Annotated in this window: 17 protein-coding genes; all 17 read right to left on the minus strand. The window is 44.7% G+C overall.

All coding sequences use genetic code 11. The features are described from left to right. Positions 1-29: 29 nt before the first annotated feature. Complete coding sequence (locus JMF81_RS13355) at positions 30-1,442, minus strand: MATE family efflux transporter (protein ID WP_243282670.1); 1,413 nt, start codon at positions 1,440-1,442, stop codon at positions 30-32. After that, positions 1,402-2,271, minus strand: a complete 870-nt coding sequence (locus JMF81_RS13360; protein ID WP_201311932.1) for a DUF3737 family protein — start codon at positions 2,269-2,271, stop codon at positions 1,402-1,404. The genes JMF81_RS13355 and JMF81_RS13360 overlap by 41 nt, the downstream gene beginning before the upstream one ends. Before the next feature lie 193 nt (positions 2,272-2,464). Then, positions 2,465-2,725 (minus strand): flavodoxin, encoded by a 261-nt coding sequence (locus tag JMF81_RS13365; protein WP_279323895.1) that lies wholly within the window; start codon positions 2,723-2,725, stop codon positions 2,465-2,467. A 6-nt stretch (positions 2,726-2,731) separates the two neighbouring features. Further along, complete coding sequence (locus tag JMF81_RS13370) at positions 2,732-3,163, minus strand: NADPH-dependent FMN reductase family protein (protein WP_201311934.1); 432 nt, start codon at positions 3,161-3,163, stop codon at positions 2,732-2,734. Between the two features lie 17 nt (positions 3,164-3,180). Then, positions 3,181-3,318 carry a hypothetical protein gene (locus tag JMF81_RS16550; RefSeq protein WP_201311935.1) on the minus strand — a complete coding sequence of 46 codons (138 nt, stop codon included), beginning with the start codon at positions 3,316-3,318 and terminating at the stop codon, positions 3,181-3,183. Then, positions 3,279-4,007, minus strand: coding sequence for a cyclophilin-like fold protein (locus tag JMF81_RS16555; RefSeq protein WP_201311936.1), 729 nt, complete (start codon positions 4,005-4,007; stop codon positions 3,279-3,281). The genes JMF81_RS16550 and JMF81_RS16555 overlap by 40 nt, the downstream gene beginning before the upstream one ends. 151 nt (positions 4,008-4,158) lie before the next feature. Beyond that, a complete protein-coding gene (locus tag JMF81_RS13385; protein ID WP_201311937.1) occupies positions 4,159-4,839 on the minus strand; it encodes a P-II family nitrogen regulator in 681 nt (226 codons plus the stop codon). 12 nt (positions 4,840-4,851) lie between these two features. Further along, complete coding sequence (locus tag JMF81_RS13390) at positions 4,852-6,411, minus strand: DUF1538 domain-containing protein (RefSeq protein WP_201311938.1); 1,560 nt, start codon at positions 6,409-6,411, stop codon at positions 4,852-4,854. 124 nt (positions 6,412-6,535) lie between these two features. After that, a complete protein-coding gene (locus JMF81_RS13395) occupies positions 6,536-7,315 on the minus strand; it encodes an ADP-ribosylglycohydrolase family protein (protein WP_201311939.1) in 780 nt (259 codons plus the stop codon). A 1-nt stretch (position 7,316) separates the two neighbouring features. Then, entirely contained in the window at positions 7,317-7,979 is a 663-nt protein-coding gene (locus JMF81_RS13400) for a vWA domain-containing protein (RefSeq protein ID WP_201311940.1), read from the minus strand. A gap of 77 nt (positions 7,980-8,056) precedes the next feature. Beyond that, the gene (locus tag JMF81_RS13405) at positions 8,057-9,115 is read right to left on the minus strand and encodes a macro domain-containing protein (RefSeq protein ID WP_201311941.1); all 1,059 of its coding nucleotides are present in this window, start codon (positions 9,113-9,115) and stop codon (positions 8,057-8,059) included. 37 nt (positions 9,116-9,152) lie between these two features. After that, on the minus strand, positions 9,153-9,623 hold the full coding sequence (locus tag JMF81_RS13410; protein ID WP_201311942.1) for a hypothetical protein: 471 nt from the start codon (positions 9,621-9,623) through the stop codon (positions 9,153-9,155). A 9-nt stretch (positions 9,624-9,632) separates the two neighbouring features. Beyond that, positions 9,633-11,285, minus strand: a complete 1,653-nt coding sequence (locus JMF81_RS13415) for an AAA family ATPase (protein ID WP_201311943.1) — start codon at positions 11,283-11,285, stop codon at positions 9,633-9,635. Then, positions 11,266-11,895 carry a 4Fe-4S single cluster domain-containing protein gene (locus tag JMF81_RS13420; RefSeq protein ID WP_243282673.1) on the minus strand — a complete coding sequence of 210 codons (630 nt, stop codon included), beginning with the start codon at positions 11,893-11,895 and terminating at the stop codon, positions 11,266-11,268. The genes JMF81_RS13415 and JMF81_RS13420 overlap by 20 nt, the downstream gene beginning before the upstream one ends. Positions 11,896-11,897: 2 nt before the next feature. Beyond that, positions 11,898-13,058 carry a ComEA family DNA-binding protein gene (locus JMF81_RS13425; protein ID WP_201311944.1) on the minus strand — a complete coding sequence of 387 codons (1,161 nt, stop codon included), beginning with the start codon at positions 13,056-13,058 and terminating at the stop codon, positions 11,898-11,900. Between the two features lie 20 nt (positions 13,059-13,078). Then, positions 13,079-13,288 (minus strand): DUF2997 domain-containing protein, encoded by a 210-nt coding sequence (locus tag JMF81_RS13430; protein ID WP_201311945.1) that lies wholly within the window; start codon positions 13,286-13,288, stop codon positions 13,079-13,081. 103 nt (positions 13,289-13,391) lie between these two features. After that, entirely contained in the window at positions 13,392-14,357 is a 966-nt protein-coding gene (bioB, locus tag JMF81_RS13435) for a biotin synthase BioB (protein ID WP_201311946.1), read from the minus strand. Between the last annotated feature and the right edge of the window lie 19 nt (positions 14,358-14,376).

Here is a 14,376-nt window from a genome sequence, read left to right on the forward strand (position 1 = left end):
ATAATTCTGTAACAAACTGCATAATGTCTTCACAATTTTCTCTGCTGACGGATCAATAAAAGAAGCCCTCTGACGCACAATTCCACGGCCATGGCAGCCCATACGCCTCTCAGTCCCCATCTTCCTGCCAGCATAACAGACAGGCTGATTCTCACACCCCAGATACTGATTAAATTTAACAGGCTTGGAATCAGAGAATCTCCGGCGCCCCGAAGAGCTCCTGCCGCGATAATAGAAACCCCATACAGCGGCTCCGCAAACAATTCGATCCGCAGCACTTCCACTGCTGATTTTCTTACCTGCAGATCTGGCGTCAGAATCTGAAATACAAACGGACATAAGAAGAACATGAGCCCTCCGGCAATGCCCATGACTGCAGCCCCTGACAGTACCGCCATATTGGAAAAGCTTTTTGCCAGCTTTTTCTTTCCCGCTCCAAGGCTCTGTCCCACCAAAGCGGATATTGCCGTGGCAATTCCATATCCAGGCATATAACAAAAACTTTCCGCTGTTACCGCAAAGGAATTCGCTGCTACTGCAGTGGTTCCAATCGGCGCAATGATTCTGGTTGTCACGATCATTGCTCCACACACTACAAGATGTTCAAAGCCCATGGGAACCCCCAGACGAAACGCTCTGGACAAAATTCCTGCGTCAAAGCGGTGTTTTTCTCCTTTTCGGCATCGATATACCGGTGATTTTACAAAAACTTCCCATATCATAATACATGCAATGGTCACTTCTGCCATTGCTGTTCCCAGCGCAGCTCCTATAACTCCGAAATGCCGGATAAAAATCCAGTTGAACCCCACATCCAGCAGACACATCGATGCATTCAGAATGCTGGGCGTCCGCATGTTTCCGCTGCTCTGCAGCATTAAGCTGCAGATGGAATTCATCTGAACAAACGGAAGAGAACAGGCAAATACAAGAAAATATCCTGATGCCTGTTCTCTGATTTCCGGATCTGCCTTGAGCCATACTGGCAGTGCTGTGCTGACAGACGCCCCGAAAAGCGCAAGAAAAGAGGAAATAAGAATTGCTGTTATCATCCCATGCCTTAATACGTTTCGCGCGCCTTCCTTGTTTCCTGCTCCAATCTGATGGGAAGACTGAACGGAAAATCCTGTTGACACTGCGCTGCACAATCCGCTTAACAGCCATGTACTCGTTGATACTACTCCGATGGACGCGGATGCCGCCGCGCCCAGTCCTCCAACCATTGCCGCGTCAATATACTGCATAATAATAGAAGTAATCTGCGAAAGAATAGAGGGAACACTCATCCTGCATAAGAGAAACAGCTTCTGCTTTCTGTCCGGCTCCGGCTCCTGGCGGATAATCCTGGCCAGTTCCTGCTCCATATTCTTCTCATGATTTTGTCCGTTCAGCGTCTTCTTTTTACGCACATGCCGCATTGGAACATTTTCTGCATGGCTCATTTATGATCACCTTTCCTTTGGCTGTCTCGTCATCCATAATGATTTCACCAACCTGCGGAACTTTGATGTATCCTTCTTTTGGATTCTTTATGCTGATTACCGGTGTGGTAACTTCTGCTTCCACCTTAGACTTCTCAAATGCCAGATCTGTGTCAATCATTTCACAGTGAATCAGTTTCAGATTTTTGCAGTAGCATAAAGGCTGTGTACCGATGATCTTGCAATTTTCCAGTGTCAGGCCATCAGAATACCATGCAAGATATTCACCCTTTACCACACTGTTTTTTACTGTAACATTTTCTGCATGCCAGAAAGCATCTTTTGTATCAAAATTACAGTTTTCAAAAACCGCATTTTTGATATACTGGAAAGAATATTTTCCTTTGAATTCTACGTTTTTAAAGTGCAGATTCTCAGATCTCATCATAAAATATTCGCTCTCTGCCCTGGTGTCCTCCATTTGAATTCCGCGGACAGACCATCCAAATTCCGGTGAGATGATGTCGCAGTTCTTTATAACCACATCACTGCATTCTCTTAATGCCTTGATTCCATGCATTTTGGTCCCGGTAATTTCAATATGGTCAGAATACCATAATGCTGCTCTGCACATCTGTGTCAATTCGGTATCTTTTATTTTTAAACCATGATCATGCCAGAATGGGTATCTAAGATTCCAGAAACATCCTTCTACTTCTATTTTCTGGCATTCTTTCAATGCACTTTCTCCGTCTGCCGGTCCGTCAAAAACACAATCTTTTACCAGCAGATTTTTGCTTCCATATAGAGCTCTTTCCTGATCCAATGTTTGTTTTTCTATTATCTTCATTTCTATTACCTGCCTTCCAAAATCTTCTGTTTTCTACATCTTTAGTCTATGCTTCCTTTATAAAAACATCAAATACTTATCTTGTATTTCTTTCTATACTTAAAAAGCATTTTATCTTTACAAGACTGAAACCCGCGAATAAAATATCCATTCATTCTAACGGGTTTCTTCTTATTTAAATGTATTCTATTTCCTAATTAACTCCGAGACTTTCCACCCAGGATTTTACTTCATCTTCTGAATCTGCGGTTTCTGAATCACTCAGCTCCAGACCTTCCTGTACGTCCGCATCCGGCTCTTCTTCTTTGATTGCTGAAACTGTATCAGAAAATCCGCTGCCGCCAGACGTCACAAATGGAATCACTGTTTTCCCTGACAGATCATATTCATCCAGGAAACTGTAAACAGCCATTGGCATATCTCCCCACCAGTTCGGATATCCAAGGAAAACCACATCATACTAATCCATATGATCTACATGAGAAGACAGTTTCGGTCTTGCATTTTCACTCTGTTCTTCCTGTCCCTGGTCTACAGTATCATCATAATCTCCCGGGTACTTTTCTTCGGTCTGAATGGAGAAAAGATCTCCGCCTGCGGCGTCACTGATCCAGTGAGCAGCAAGACCTGTATTTCCGGTAGTATCTCCGTCCCACGCCTGAATGCTTGCGCTGGAGGAAGCATCTACCCCGTCCGGCAGTTTGGCATTTTCTCCATATGTAAAATATGCCACCAGAATATTAGCATCTTCCGGAATTTCCACATTTGCGCTGCTTTCTGTCTGCCCGCTATTCTGACTCTGCGAGCTGCTCTGTTCCCCGTCACTCTGACAAGCCGTCACTGAAACTGCCAGAATTCCGGTTATGATCATTGCTATTATCTTCTTTCTCATGCTATCATCCTCCATTTCTACTTTGCTATCTGAAATGTCATTTCCACTGTTTCAGGCAGTTCTTCTAATACCGACAAATCGGATACAATCTTTCCAATCGGCTGCACTTCCATCGTCAGATCCGGATTTTCTGTCTGTGCATAAAAAACTGCCAATGTGTTATTCTGACTGCAGTAAGTAATATCCCATTTTCAAAGTTCATCTGTCCGTTTCCTGAATTTTTCGGTGTAAAATCAATTCCGCCATAAAATTCTCTCCCGCCATAATTCACCATGGACATCGTTAAAGGAAATTGCTCCTGAATCTCATCTGCCAGATCTGTCCCATATAAAATTCCGCTTAAAACATGTTCCCCTGCAGTAACCGCGATGTATATCTGTTCATTCCCATTGTCTGCACGTTCTGTCTCAAATCCCAGATTCTGTATCCACTGTGTTACTGTTTCTTGTGCATCCGGCACTTCTTCCGCTTCGACTGCCAGGCCCTTCAAATTCTCTGCCTTCGGTACCGCATCATAATCTGACGGATACGCTTCTTTTGTCTCAATAGAATACAGATCTCCTCCGATTTCATTTTGAATCATTCGTGCCATATACTCTGTCGTTCCATACTGTCTTCCATTTTCATCCAGTATGCTGGCCGAAGTTGTACCGTCCATTCCATCCGGGGTATTCCTGTTCTCTGCCAGAGAAAAATAAGCAATCAGTATCCTGCCATTGCGTATTTCCTGCTGTTCCATGGACGCCGTAGTGCTGCCTGTTTCCCTTCTCTGGTCTTTGCTCTGGCATCCCGCCGGAATCATCAGCATCACAAGGATACACAAAATTCCTGCAATTTTCCTCATAGGCTGTCTCCTTTCTTCTTTTGAACGGTCAAAAAAATGTAAGTGCCATCCGGGAGCCTCTCTCCCGGTTACACTTACATTATAAAATGGTATCTTGACCATGTCTAATACCCGTATTATATGATTTTTTATGCTCATGGAGCATATCTATCTACTGAATCTCCTCCAGCCTGAGTCCGGCGACATCGGATACCGGAATGGAAAAAACAACTGATTTCGCCTCGCTGCTGAGTCCCGCCTTTTCCATAATGGATTTCATGATTTTATTTTTCTCTGTACCCTTAGTTACAATAAAAATCATTTCTTTCTCGTCCACAATGGATACTCCCAGGAATTTTTCCGCCTTTTTAAAGCCGGTTCCCTTGGCATGAAGAACCGTTCCGCCTCTGGCTCCCATCTCGCGTGCCGCATCCATAACTTCTTCCGTATACCCATGGTTTGCAACCACAACGATCAATTCATATGTCGTATCCTTCATAACACTCTCCTCTTCTTTCTCAAATGTCTGTCCATCCACAAAAAACCGCAGAGTCCGTCCGCCGCCTATGCTTGACAGAGACATCAGAAATGCAATGCCAGTTCCCGGCACATCAATCTGAATCTCTTGTTCCAGATCCCGTTTGACTTCTTTCCACGTATCTTCTGTTATGATTGATAAGGTTACCATCTTTTCGTTAGCCTCCATGCCAAAGCAGTCCAGCATTTCACTGGTGGCAGTTCCTTTGGCCAGCATACAGAGATTGACATCCAGATTATCTTTTTGATACAAGTCTAATATTCTTTTCCCGACAGAACGTTTCACAACTGTCATCAACATATAGATTCCGCTCATTTTTCCTCCCTCTTACAGTTCTATGATCTCATGGTCCGGAAGTTCTGAGAGCGCTGCCGGCTCTTTTCTGTCTCCCACAGTTTCTTCAGATTTGCTGCTCAGCTGATATACCAGTCCCAGAATCTGTATGGTGATCAGCGGCGTCATAGCAACCATAGCCACAACTCCAAATGCGTCTGTAACAATATTTCCCCCGACGCTTTCACAGGCTCCCATGGCAAATGCCAGCAAAAATGTCGCAGTCATAGGACCGGAAGCAACTCCGCCTGAGTCAAATGCGATCGCCGTAAATATTTTCGGTACAAAAAATGACAGAATCAGCGCAATTCCATACCCCGGAATCAGGAACCAGAAAATAGAGACTCCTGTCAGAACCCGTATCATTGCCAGACCCAGAGATACCGCCACACCGATGGACAGACTGAGTCTCATAGCCTTCGCTGTGATGGTTCCGGATGTGATTTCCTCTACCTGATGAGTCAGTACCATAACGGCCGGTTCTGCCAGTACGATAAAGTATCCGATCAGCATTCCGATGGGCACGATAATCCAGGAATAAGAATTCCCTGCGATGATCTGCCCCAGATAATTGCCGGCAGGCATAAATCCCACATTGACGCCGGTGAGGAAAAGCACCAGCCCGATATAGGTATACACCATGCCTACGATGATTTTCACAATCATTTTCTTTTTCATTTTTTTGAAAATAATCTGGAAAATAATGAAAAATACGATAATCGGCAGTAAAGATACTGCCATTTCTTTCATGTATTCAGGAAATCCTTCCGCAAACAGACTCCACAATTCCACGGAATTATGAATCTCCGGCAAAGGTTCCGCCGCATATTCTGTTGTTTCCGGATGATATATCAAACTCAAGATAAGAACAGAAAGAATCGGACCCACAGATGAAAGGGCAACCAGCCCGAAACTGTCATCTTCTGCCCGTTCATCACTTCGAATCGCAGAAATACCAAGACCCAGGGCCATAATAAATGGCACCGTCATCGGTCCGGTGGTCACGCCGCCTGAATCAAATGCAATGGCGATAAAATCACCGGGTACAAAATAGGTTAATATAAAGATAATTCCATACAGCACGATCAGCATATGCGCAAGTGTTATGCCAAACAGCATGCGCAAAGCAGCCGCAACCAGGAAAATCCCCACGCCGATCGCTACCGACAGGACAAGCACCATGTTCGGAATAGACGGCACCTGTTCCGCCAGAACCTGAAGATCTGGCTCTGATATTGTAACAATGAAACCAAGGATAAAACTCAAAAGAGCGATCAGCCACAGTTTCTTTGTCTGTGTCATGCAGGTTCCCACATTTTCTCCGATCGGTATCATGGCCAGATCCACACCAAAAGTGAACAGGACCATACCGATGATCAGAAGGACTGCTCCCAGCAGAAACGCCAGCAGGATGCCGGATTCAATCGGAGCGATAGAGAAACAAAGAATCAATACAATGACAAGAATCGGAATCACCGCATCCAATGTCTCCTTCAGCTTCTCCTGAAGCTTTTCCAGTATCTTTTCTTTTATTGTTGCTTTATTTAATTTCATTCTCCCTCTTTCATTGTGCCTGTTTTCATGCTGCTTTTGCGAAATTCCCAGCGTAATTGTTATACTTTATTTATAACACGAATCCCTTCCTGCTGTCCACAAATAATTGATAAAAATCAATATTCTATAATTCCCAGATTTCCCAGAGTCTGTCATCCAGATATCTTCTCAGAATCTCTTCCCCGTCAAATCCGATGCCATGATAGAATTCTTCTGCTACGGCTCCACCGATTGCTCCAAGGGTATCACAATCACAGTTCAGCTGAAACAGATTTCTCATAAAGCCGTCAAAAGAACTGCTCTCATAAAAACATCTCATGGCTGCCGGCACGCTTCCCATGCAGGTTTCATTCCAGCGGTAATGTTTTCTCAGATAATTCAAATCCTTATCTATGCTGTATTCATAAGTTTCTGCCGGATACTGCTTTATCACATAATCATAAATTTCATCTTTTGTTTTTCCATTCTTTGCCATCCAGATACATACCGCCGTGGCAACGGCTCCCTTGATTCCCTCCGGATGATTATGAGTCACTGCTGCCGTTTTTTCCGCTTCCCGGACCACATCTTCCAAACGGTTAAAATATTCCCCTATAAAAGACACTCTCATGGCGGATCCGTTGCCATAACTGTTATAAGGTTTTGTATCTTCTCCCAGTATCCACCTGCGGAACTTTCCCCCATATCCGCAGTCAGGGTAATGCCTTCCGATTTCCTTCATGGTTTTCACAAGATCTGCTCTCGTTATGACCGCTTTTTTGACTGCCAGTGTCATCACCGTATCATCCGTAAATTCACAATCTTTCGTAAACAGTTCGCAGTTCTGTATATCCAGCCGAAACGGCCGTTTAAATTCAAACCGGGACCCTGCAATATCTCCCAGTATGGCTCCAAGTACTGCCATATTATTTTTTCCCCTTTCTCTTTCTGTAATCTTTCTCGATTGCCTCTTTCCATCTGCCATCAACCTGAGCCATAGAAGCTGCTGCCCGCATACAGCTTAAGGTTTCTTCCACTGCCTGATAATTTACCGCGATTCCCTGGCTGTCATTTTGAAAAGTAACGGATCGGTCTGCTCGGATTCCCATTCTGCCTGCTTCCGCCACCGCGTCAATATTGGCGCCCAGAAACAGGAACTCCCATCCGTAGATTTCCTTTTCTTTTTCAATCATGGATTTTACTTCCTTATATCCATATTCCCGGCTGGCATTTTCCATTCCATCTGTCATGATAACAAAAATCACTTTCTCCGCTCTTTTTTTCTCCGGCAGATGTTTCTGGATATTCGCCATCTTTTGGATTGTCTTTCCCACTGCGTCCAGCAGCGCCGTGCAGCCTCCTACATAGTAATCCCTTTCCGTCATCGGCAGAATTGTTTTTAACGGAAACCTGTCATGAATCACATTACAGCGGTCATCAAACAAAACAGTCGTTACATTTGCCTTGCCTTTCTGCTTTTTCTGTTTCCGGATCATTCCGTTAAACCCTCCGATGGTGTCACTTTCCAGCCCTGCCATAGAGCCGCTTCTATCTAAAATAAAAACCAATTCTGTTAATCCTTTTTTCATTCTGCTTACCTTCCTTTCTTTTGATAAGCTTATGATACCGAATTTCTGAATTGGTTTGGTCGCATGACAGGAGACATTTATTCTCCCAGTGTCGGCTGATGAAATGAAAACAATGCTTCGTTAATCTCAAAAATATCATAATCTTTTTTTTCAATGAAATAACGAATGATCACATCAAATTTTGAACAGTTGGAAAATGCGTATCCTGCTTTCATCAGCAGATCATTGGTTTCCTCCAGAGACAGTTCCAGCGCAACCGCAAATGCGATCACTGTCTTTTTATTTGGCGTATAATCCGGATGATTCCGAATCTTTGAAAAATGTCTCCGGTCAATATTTGCCTTCTTGTATACATAAGAATCCTTCAAGCCTCTCTCATCGATCATCCGCAGCAGTGCCTGAGAAAAGGTTTCTTCTTTTTTTCTCAGCAGCTGTTCCAGAAAATTCATCTGAACTTCCTGATCTGCTCTCTGTTCAATGCGCTGTGCGGCTCTTTGCGGACGCGGCATGGATGCCGTAACCGGTATATTATCCAGTTTCATCCGAAATTCTTCTTTTGCCGTTTCCGGGTAATCTTCATCTCCCGGAATCCTTTCATCATTTTCTTCTACATAGTGATCGTCTATGTAAGCTTCTATGGATTCTGACAATTTCCTGCTGATAGCAAAAGAATCCTGATCATAAAGAACCAGATATATTGTCATTTCATGATCCATAAGAAACTCACTGATGGCTCTTACCGCAGTTCTCATGGCAATCTCTTTTGGGAAACCGTAATTTCCTGCGGAAAGCAGCGGAAACGCTATGGAATCCAGACGGTAGTCTTCTGCCAGACGCAGGGTTTCCATATAAGTATGATAGAGAATTTCTTCCTCTCCTCTTTCCCCATTGATCCATACCGGTCCCACAGCGTGAAAAATATACTGCGCAGTCAGACGAAAGGCAGGAGTTGCCGCTGCCTTTCCCAGTTCACATCTTCCAATCTTACGGCAGGCTTTGTCCAGCTTTTCTTCCCCTGCTGCCAGATAGATGGCCCGGCTGGTTCCGCTTCCCTCCAGCAGTTCCTCGTTGGCCGGATTTACAATCGCATCGGCTCTGACTTTTGTAATATCATTTCTGATCATGAAAAATGGCATGTCTGATTTCCTTTCTTATATTTCTCTTTTGACCGGGTTACACATTAAGGACGATCTTAATGGTATTATCCTCTAATACCTCTTCGGAATGAACTTCCATCCCTTCTGACGAAAGATGCTCTTTTAATCTCTGATACGTAAACTCCTGAACATTAAATCCATACTCTTCCTCCAGGGAAATCAATTCCTGCACCAGCTCTTCCGACTCCGGCTGACCGCCTAAATCCACTTCATAGACTCCCTGGAAATTCTTGCTGTATACCAGCTCTTTCTCTTCCGCGGAAGCCCGGATGGCTCCGTCTTCCTCCAGAATCACTTCCATTCCATGTTCCTCTAATGTTTTGATCAGCAGACCTTCATCTGTAAAATTCGTTTCAATCCTGCTGGCAGTCTCTCTTCCCAGCATTTTCTCCTGCTGGCGGAATTTCAGAAATGTTCGAATACTGCTTATGCTGCATGTGCCGGTTACCGCGACAGACAATGCAACCATCGTTAATGTCATTGACATAATTTCCTCCTAAAAATCAAGCAGCCGTCCTCCCCGGCTTGTATTAATATCTCCTTCTTTATCTTCTTTACGCGCCTGCTCACTGACCTGATACTGCTTCAGATCTTCTTTGGCAGTGGCGGCTACGGCTCTGATATTGGCCCATTCTCTCAGCTCTTTGATCTGCTCCTTCTGCGTTACGGACAGAGGAATCGTCATGGCCACTGCCTGCTCAATATCTTCCGGCAAAACCTTTCGCTTCTCAAAAAAGGCTTCATACAGCGCATTGTAAATTACCTGTTCAATCTCCGCTCCCACAAATCCCTCACTGATCCGTGCCAGATGTTCCAGAAGTTCTTCTGTTATAACAAAGTTTTCCCCTGCTCTGCAGGAACAGATTTTCTTCCGGATATGCAGTTCAAAAATCTTCTTTCTCTCAGAAAAAGTCGGCAGATCCACAAAAAAGATCTCATCAAAGCGGCCTTTTCTTAATAATTCCGGCGGCAGGGTCCTGATATTGTTTGCTGTGGCAATGACAAAAACCGGAGATTCCTTCTCCTGCATCCAGGTTAAAAAGGAGGCGAAAACTCTTGCGGAAGTTCCGCCGTCCCCGGTGGCTTCCCCGCCGGAGGCAAATCCTTTCTCAATCTCATCAATCCATAAAATCGACGGCGCCACCGCTTCTGCCGTGGCGATGGCTTTTCTCATATTTTCCTCTGAACTTCCCACCACGCCGCTGAAAATTCTTCCCATATCCATCTTTAACAAAGGGAGTTCCCAGATTGCGCTCATGGCTTTAGCGGTAAGACTTTTTCCGCAGCCGGGCACACCTGTGATCAGCACTCCTTTTGGCGCCGGCAGATGATAAAACGCTGCTCTTTCACTCCATGAATCTTTCCTTTTTAACAGCCACTTTTTCAGATTTTCCAGTCCTCCAATATCTTCCAGACTTAAATCTGATTTGATAAATTCCAGAATTCCTGTCTTCCGTATGACCTGATTCTTTTCTTCCATCACCGTCTGAAATGCTTTCCGGTTTAACCCTTTCAGCTCCACCATAGCCTTGGAAAAAGCGTTCTCCGCTTCCTGAAGGGTCAGGCCCAAAGCTGCCTTCGCCAGACTTCTTCTCTCACTTTCGTCTAAATCCACCTGGATAACATCCGCATTTGTTTCAATCAGATCATCCATGACAGAGTGTATCTGATCTGCCGTCGGAAGAGGAAATTCCAGGACTGTGATTTCCTTCTGCATATCTTCCGGCAGAACTAAAACCGGAGATAAGAACACGATGGTTTTCATATAAGTTCCTGTTGACCGGCTGTTGGACAGATAATCTCTCAGCCTGCGGATCAGGGCATAATCCGGCGCCCGGTTCCCGGTTCCGAAAAACACATGAAAATCCTTTAATACAAGAATCATATTTTCTTCTGTTTTCTCTGCAAAATCAATGGCCGCGGAGGGATGGACCGTTTCATTCTTTTTTCCTGCTTCTCCCTTTTTCCGGATACCGGTCGTCTGACTCCAGACATATACTTCCCGTCCACTTTGAAAAAATTCTGTATTTTCTGCCACGTCATAAATCATCTGCAGCGCACGGTCTTCTTCCCAGGTAGGGATATACACAAATGGGAACCTTGCCTTTACCAGATTGGCAAACTGTGCGTCAATCCCATGATATTTCATTGCTGCTGTGCCTCCTTTTTTCATAATCTCTCAATCCTGCCAAATCTCCCATTCCGTTGATCCATATTCTGCCGTCTTGATCAATTCGGATTTCAAAAGAATTCTTCCAGGACATGATGTCTTCCTTTTTGTACCGGTCTGTCAGAAAGTGAAATCTCTGATTGGAAGATCCCACAAGCGGCCGGTCAAAACTTTTCTTTTCTTCCTCAAAAGGACCATCAATCAGAAGATCCGTTCTTTTCAATAATTTTCTTTCTGCCGGTCCTTTTTTCCTCAGTTCTTCCAGCCGGTATCCGGTAAATGTCAGAACGCTCAATCCATGCTTTTTCGCTTCTTTTGCCAGCTGTGCCGCTTCCTGCGCCTGATCAAAGGGCTCCCCTCCTAACAGAGTAAGCCCTTCCAGGTCTTTCCTCTTTCCCGCTGCACTCTGAATGGCCCGGCGCAGATCTTCTTTTATGTCTTCTATCTCTATCCACCGGCCTTTTTCCGAATCCCAGGTGTCCTTTGCAAAGCATCCGGGACAATGATGGCTGCATCCCTGCACCCAGACACAATAGCGCAGTCCCGGGCCTTCCGCGGCTGTCTCCCTTAAAATTCTGTGAACCCTCATGATCAGATATCAAGCACACGTCCGGTGTGCTTCCTCCTGTCATCTTTTGGTACAGGAACGGCTTCTGCCATTTTTAAAATCTGAACCGCCATATGAGGTTTAACACCCAGAAGATCGATCAGCTCTTCCACTGATTGAAATGCTTCTTTTTCTTCTCTGTACCCAATGGCCTTTTTTGCTAAAATGGCATTAATTCCAGGAAGCTTTGCCAGTTCCTCCTCTCCGCATCGGTTGATATCAATCTTTTTTACCGAACGGTCAGGTTTCACATCCACTGCCCGGCCGGAAAGCGGCTTCTGTACTTCTTTGCCGGCCGGTGCTTTTGATACCGGCACTGTTTCTTCCGGCACAGATTCTGAATGCTTCTTCTCTGCTTTACGGCGGTTCTTTTCTCGATGACGCTCCATCACCCTGGCTTTCATAACTTCTTCCTCTCCTGGCCGGATTTTTTCATAAGCCTCCAGATACAAAAGATATTCTTTCCGCTTTGAGAAGCTGTGAATAATGCTTGCAAACCAGATCAGGTATACAATCCTTCTCATTTCCGGCAGAACTGTCATCATAAAACTGTCCGAAAACCATCCCTGCCTGTCATGAGCATAAGGAATCACGATCATGCACAAAAGAAAACCGCACAGCATAAGAAGATACGCTGCCATCCATTTCATATATTTCTTCACATGCGCTTTTTTTACGGCACAGCCAAAGCCTGCCCAGGCAAACATCGGCAGAGACAGCCACGGCCATTTTACTTTTCTCAGACTGCCATCTGATAAGTCAGTGACCAACGTCTCTTTTGTATTTGTTTCTTTCCGGATTCTTTCCCGGAGCGCTTTGTCTCTCTGGCTGACATCTGTTCCATACATTTCAAATGTCATCCAGTATTCCTTTCTGAATTTCAGCGCGGAAATTATCCCTGCTCCCCACTGTAATATGAAAATCAGAATCTGGAGCATCATAAAATTAACTCTGATTGTATTGACCACATTAAACAGCTCAAATATAAGGTTTGCCAGGTTAAAAGGGCCTGCAAGAAAAAACAGCAGGAAATACCCTTTCCACTGTTTCGTATCCTGATACATTCTCCAATAAGTCACACAGCTCAGGCCAAAAAAAGCAAAACCTGTTTTGGGAATGTATTTCACTTTTTCATTCTTTCCCATAATGTTCCACTCCTCTTTTTTTATCGTTTTATTTTCATTTCCGTTTCCTGAATCTGCGTCAATTCTTCTTCTGTCTCATAATATTCTGACGTATAATCAGAATCCACTGTCTGCGCATGCAGCATTTTTTCCAGTAATTCTACATATTTCAGGCAGCCTTTTCCTTTGATGCCGAACGTCTCAGCATCAATCTTTCCATCCGGATGGATACAAATTTCAATCTGTTTCATTCCTTTTCCTTTCCTCCCATTAAACTCCTTACCATTATATCATCCCTAAGTAAAATTAAAAAGAAGAGCATAGAAAATATGCCCTTCTAACCTTCTCTGCATCTTATAGTGAAACTTTGTATCCCAGCGACCGGATCATTTCCATATCGCTTTCTACCGTAATTCCGGCTGTTGTCAGCATATCCCCGGAGATTGCCGCGTTTACCCCGCTCTGAAAACACTGCTTTCCTTTATCCTCCATCAGACCTCTTCCTCCTGCCAGACGGATAAATCCATCCGGAATCAAAAATCGAAAAACTGCAGTGCATCGAAGAATTTCTTCCCCGGACAGCACCGGATTCTTCTCATAAGGCGTTCCTGGTATAGGATTCAGCACATTCACCGGTATCGATCTGACTCCCAGATTTCTCACTGTCAGTACCATGTCAATCCGGTCTTCCATTGACTCTCCCAGACCAAGAATTCCCCCGGAACAGACAGAAAGTCCGGCCCTCTCTGCCGCCTGTATCGCGGCAGTCTTCTCCTCATAAGTATGCGTTGTGCACACCTGCGGAAAATATCTCTCGGACGATTCCAGATTGCAGTGCACCCTGTCAGCTCCCGCTTCTTTTAATCTGCGAAACTGTTCCTCCCTAAGCAGTCCCGGCGAAACACAGATCCGGATATCTGTTTCTTCTTTTATCCTGCGTATGCTGTCACAAAGCTGCTCCACCTCCCGGTCCGACAGACATCTTCCTGACGTGACAATAGAATATCTGAGAACGCCTCTGTCCGCATTGTACTTTGCTTCTTTCAGAAGTTCTTCCGTTCCAAGCAGCGGATATGTATCTTTCAGCCCTGTATGATATCTGGAACTCTGAGCGCAGAATTTGCAGTCTTCTGAACATTTTCCGGACTTCCCATTGATGATCGTACAAATATCAAAGGTATCCCCGCAATACCGCCTGCGGATCTCATCTGCCGCCTCTGTCAGTTCCTCCAATGGCGCTGCCGCCAGCTGCAGAGCTTCTTCTTTCCCGATCCACTCTCCAGACATTACTTTTTCCTTTAACTGCCGCACAATACTCATTATGATTCCCTTCTTTCAC

Source organism: Anaerostipes butyraticus, assembly GCF_016586355.1.
GTDB classification, from domain to species: domain Bacteria; phylum Bacillota; class Clostridia; order Lachnospirales; family Lachnospiraceae; genus Anaerostipes; species Anaerostipes butyraticus.

Excerpts from the sequence above, each read along its gene's own strand:
- JMF81_RS13395 (WP_201311939.1), bottom strand. The coding sequence starts at position 7,315 with ATGGCAGTACTTGGAGCCATACTGGGAGATATTGCAGGGTCCCGGTTT.
- bioB (WP_201311946.1), bottom strand. The coding sequence starts at position 14,357 with ATGAGTATTGTGCGGCAGTTAAAGGAAAAAGTAATGTCTGGAGAGTGG.
- JMF81_RS13405 (WP_201311941.1), bottom strand. The coding sequence starts at position 9,115 with ATGCCATTTTTCATGATCAGAAATGATATTACAAAAGTCAGAGCCGAT.
- JMF81_RS13385 (WP_201311937.1), bottom strand. The coding sequence starts at position 4,839 with ATGAGCGGAATCTATATGTTGATGACAGTTGTGAAACGTTCTGTCGGG.
- JMF81_RS13420 (WP_243282673.1), bottom strand. The coding sequence starts at position 11,895 with ATGAGGGTTCACAGAATTTTAAGGGAGACAGCCGCGGAAGGCCCGGGA.
- JMF81_RS16555 (WP_201311936.1), bottom strand. The coding sequence starts at position 4,007 with ATGAGGAAAATTGCAGGAATTTTGTGTATCCTTGTGATGCTGATGATT.
- JMF81_RS13370 (WP_201311934.1), bottom strand. The coding sequence starts at position 3,163 with ATGAGAAAGAAGATAATAGCAATGATCATAACCGGAATTCTGGCAGTT.
- JMF81_RS13360 (WP_201311932.1), bottom strand. The coding sequence starts at position 2,271 with ATGAAGATAATAGAAAAACAAACATTGGATCAGGAAAGAGCTCTATAT.
- JMF81_RS13355 (WP_243282670.1), bottom strand. The coding sequence starts at position 1,442 with ATGAGCCATGCAGAAAATGTTCCAATGCGGCATGTGCGTAAAAAGAAG.
- JMF81_RS13415 (WP_201311943.1), bottom strand. The coding sequence starts at position 11,285 with ATGAAATATCATGGGATTGACGCACAGTTTGCCAATCTGGTAAAGGCA.
- JMF81_RS13410 (WP_201311942.1), bottom strand. The coding sequence starts at position 9,623 with ATGTCAATGACATTAACGATGGTTGCATTGTCTGTCGCGGTAACCGGC.
- JMF81_RS13425 (WP_201311944.1), bottom strand. The coding sequence starts at position 13,058 with ATGGGAAAGAATGAAAAAGTGAAATACATTCCCAAAACAGGTTTTGCT.
- JMF81_RS13430 (WP_201311945.1), bottom strand. The coding sequence starts at position 13,288 with ATGAAACAGATTGAAATTTGTATCCATCCGGATGGAAAGATTGATGCT.
- JMF81_RS13400 (WP_201311940.1), bottom strand. The coding sequence starts at position 7,979 with ATGAAAAAAGGATTAACAGAATTGGTTTTTATTTTAGATAGAAGCGGC.
- JMF81_RS13390 (WP_201311938.1), bottom strand. The coding sequence starts at position 6,411 with ATGAAATTAAATAAAGCAACAATAAAAGAAAAGATACTGGAAAAGCTT.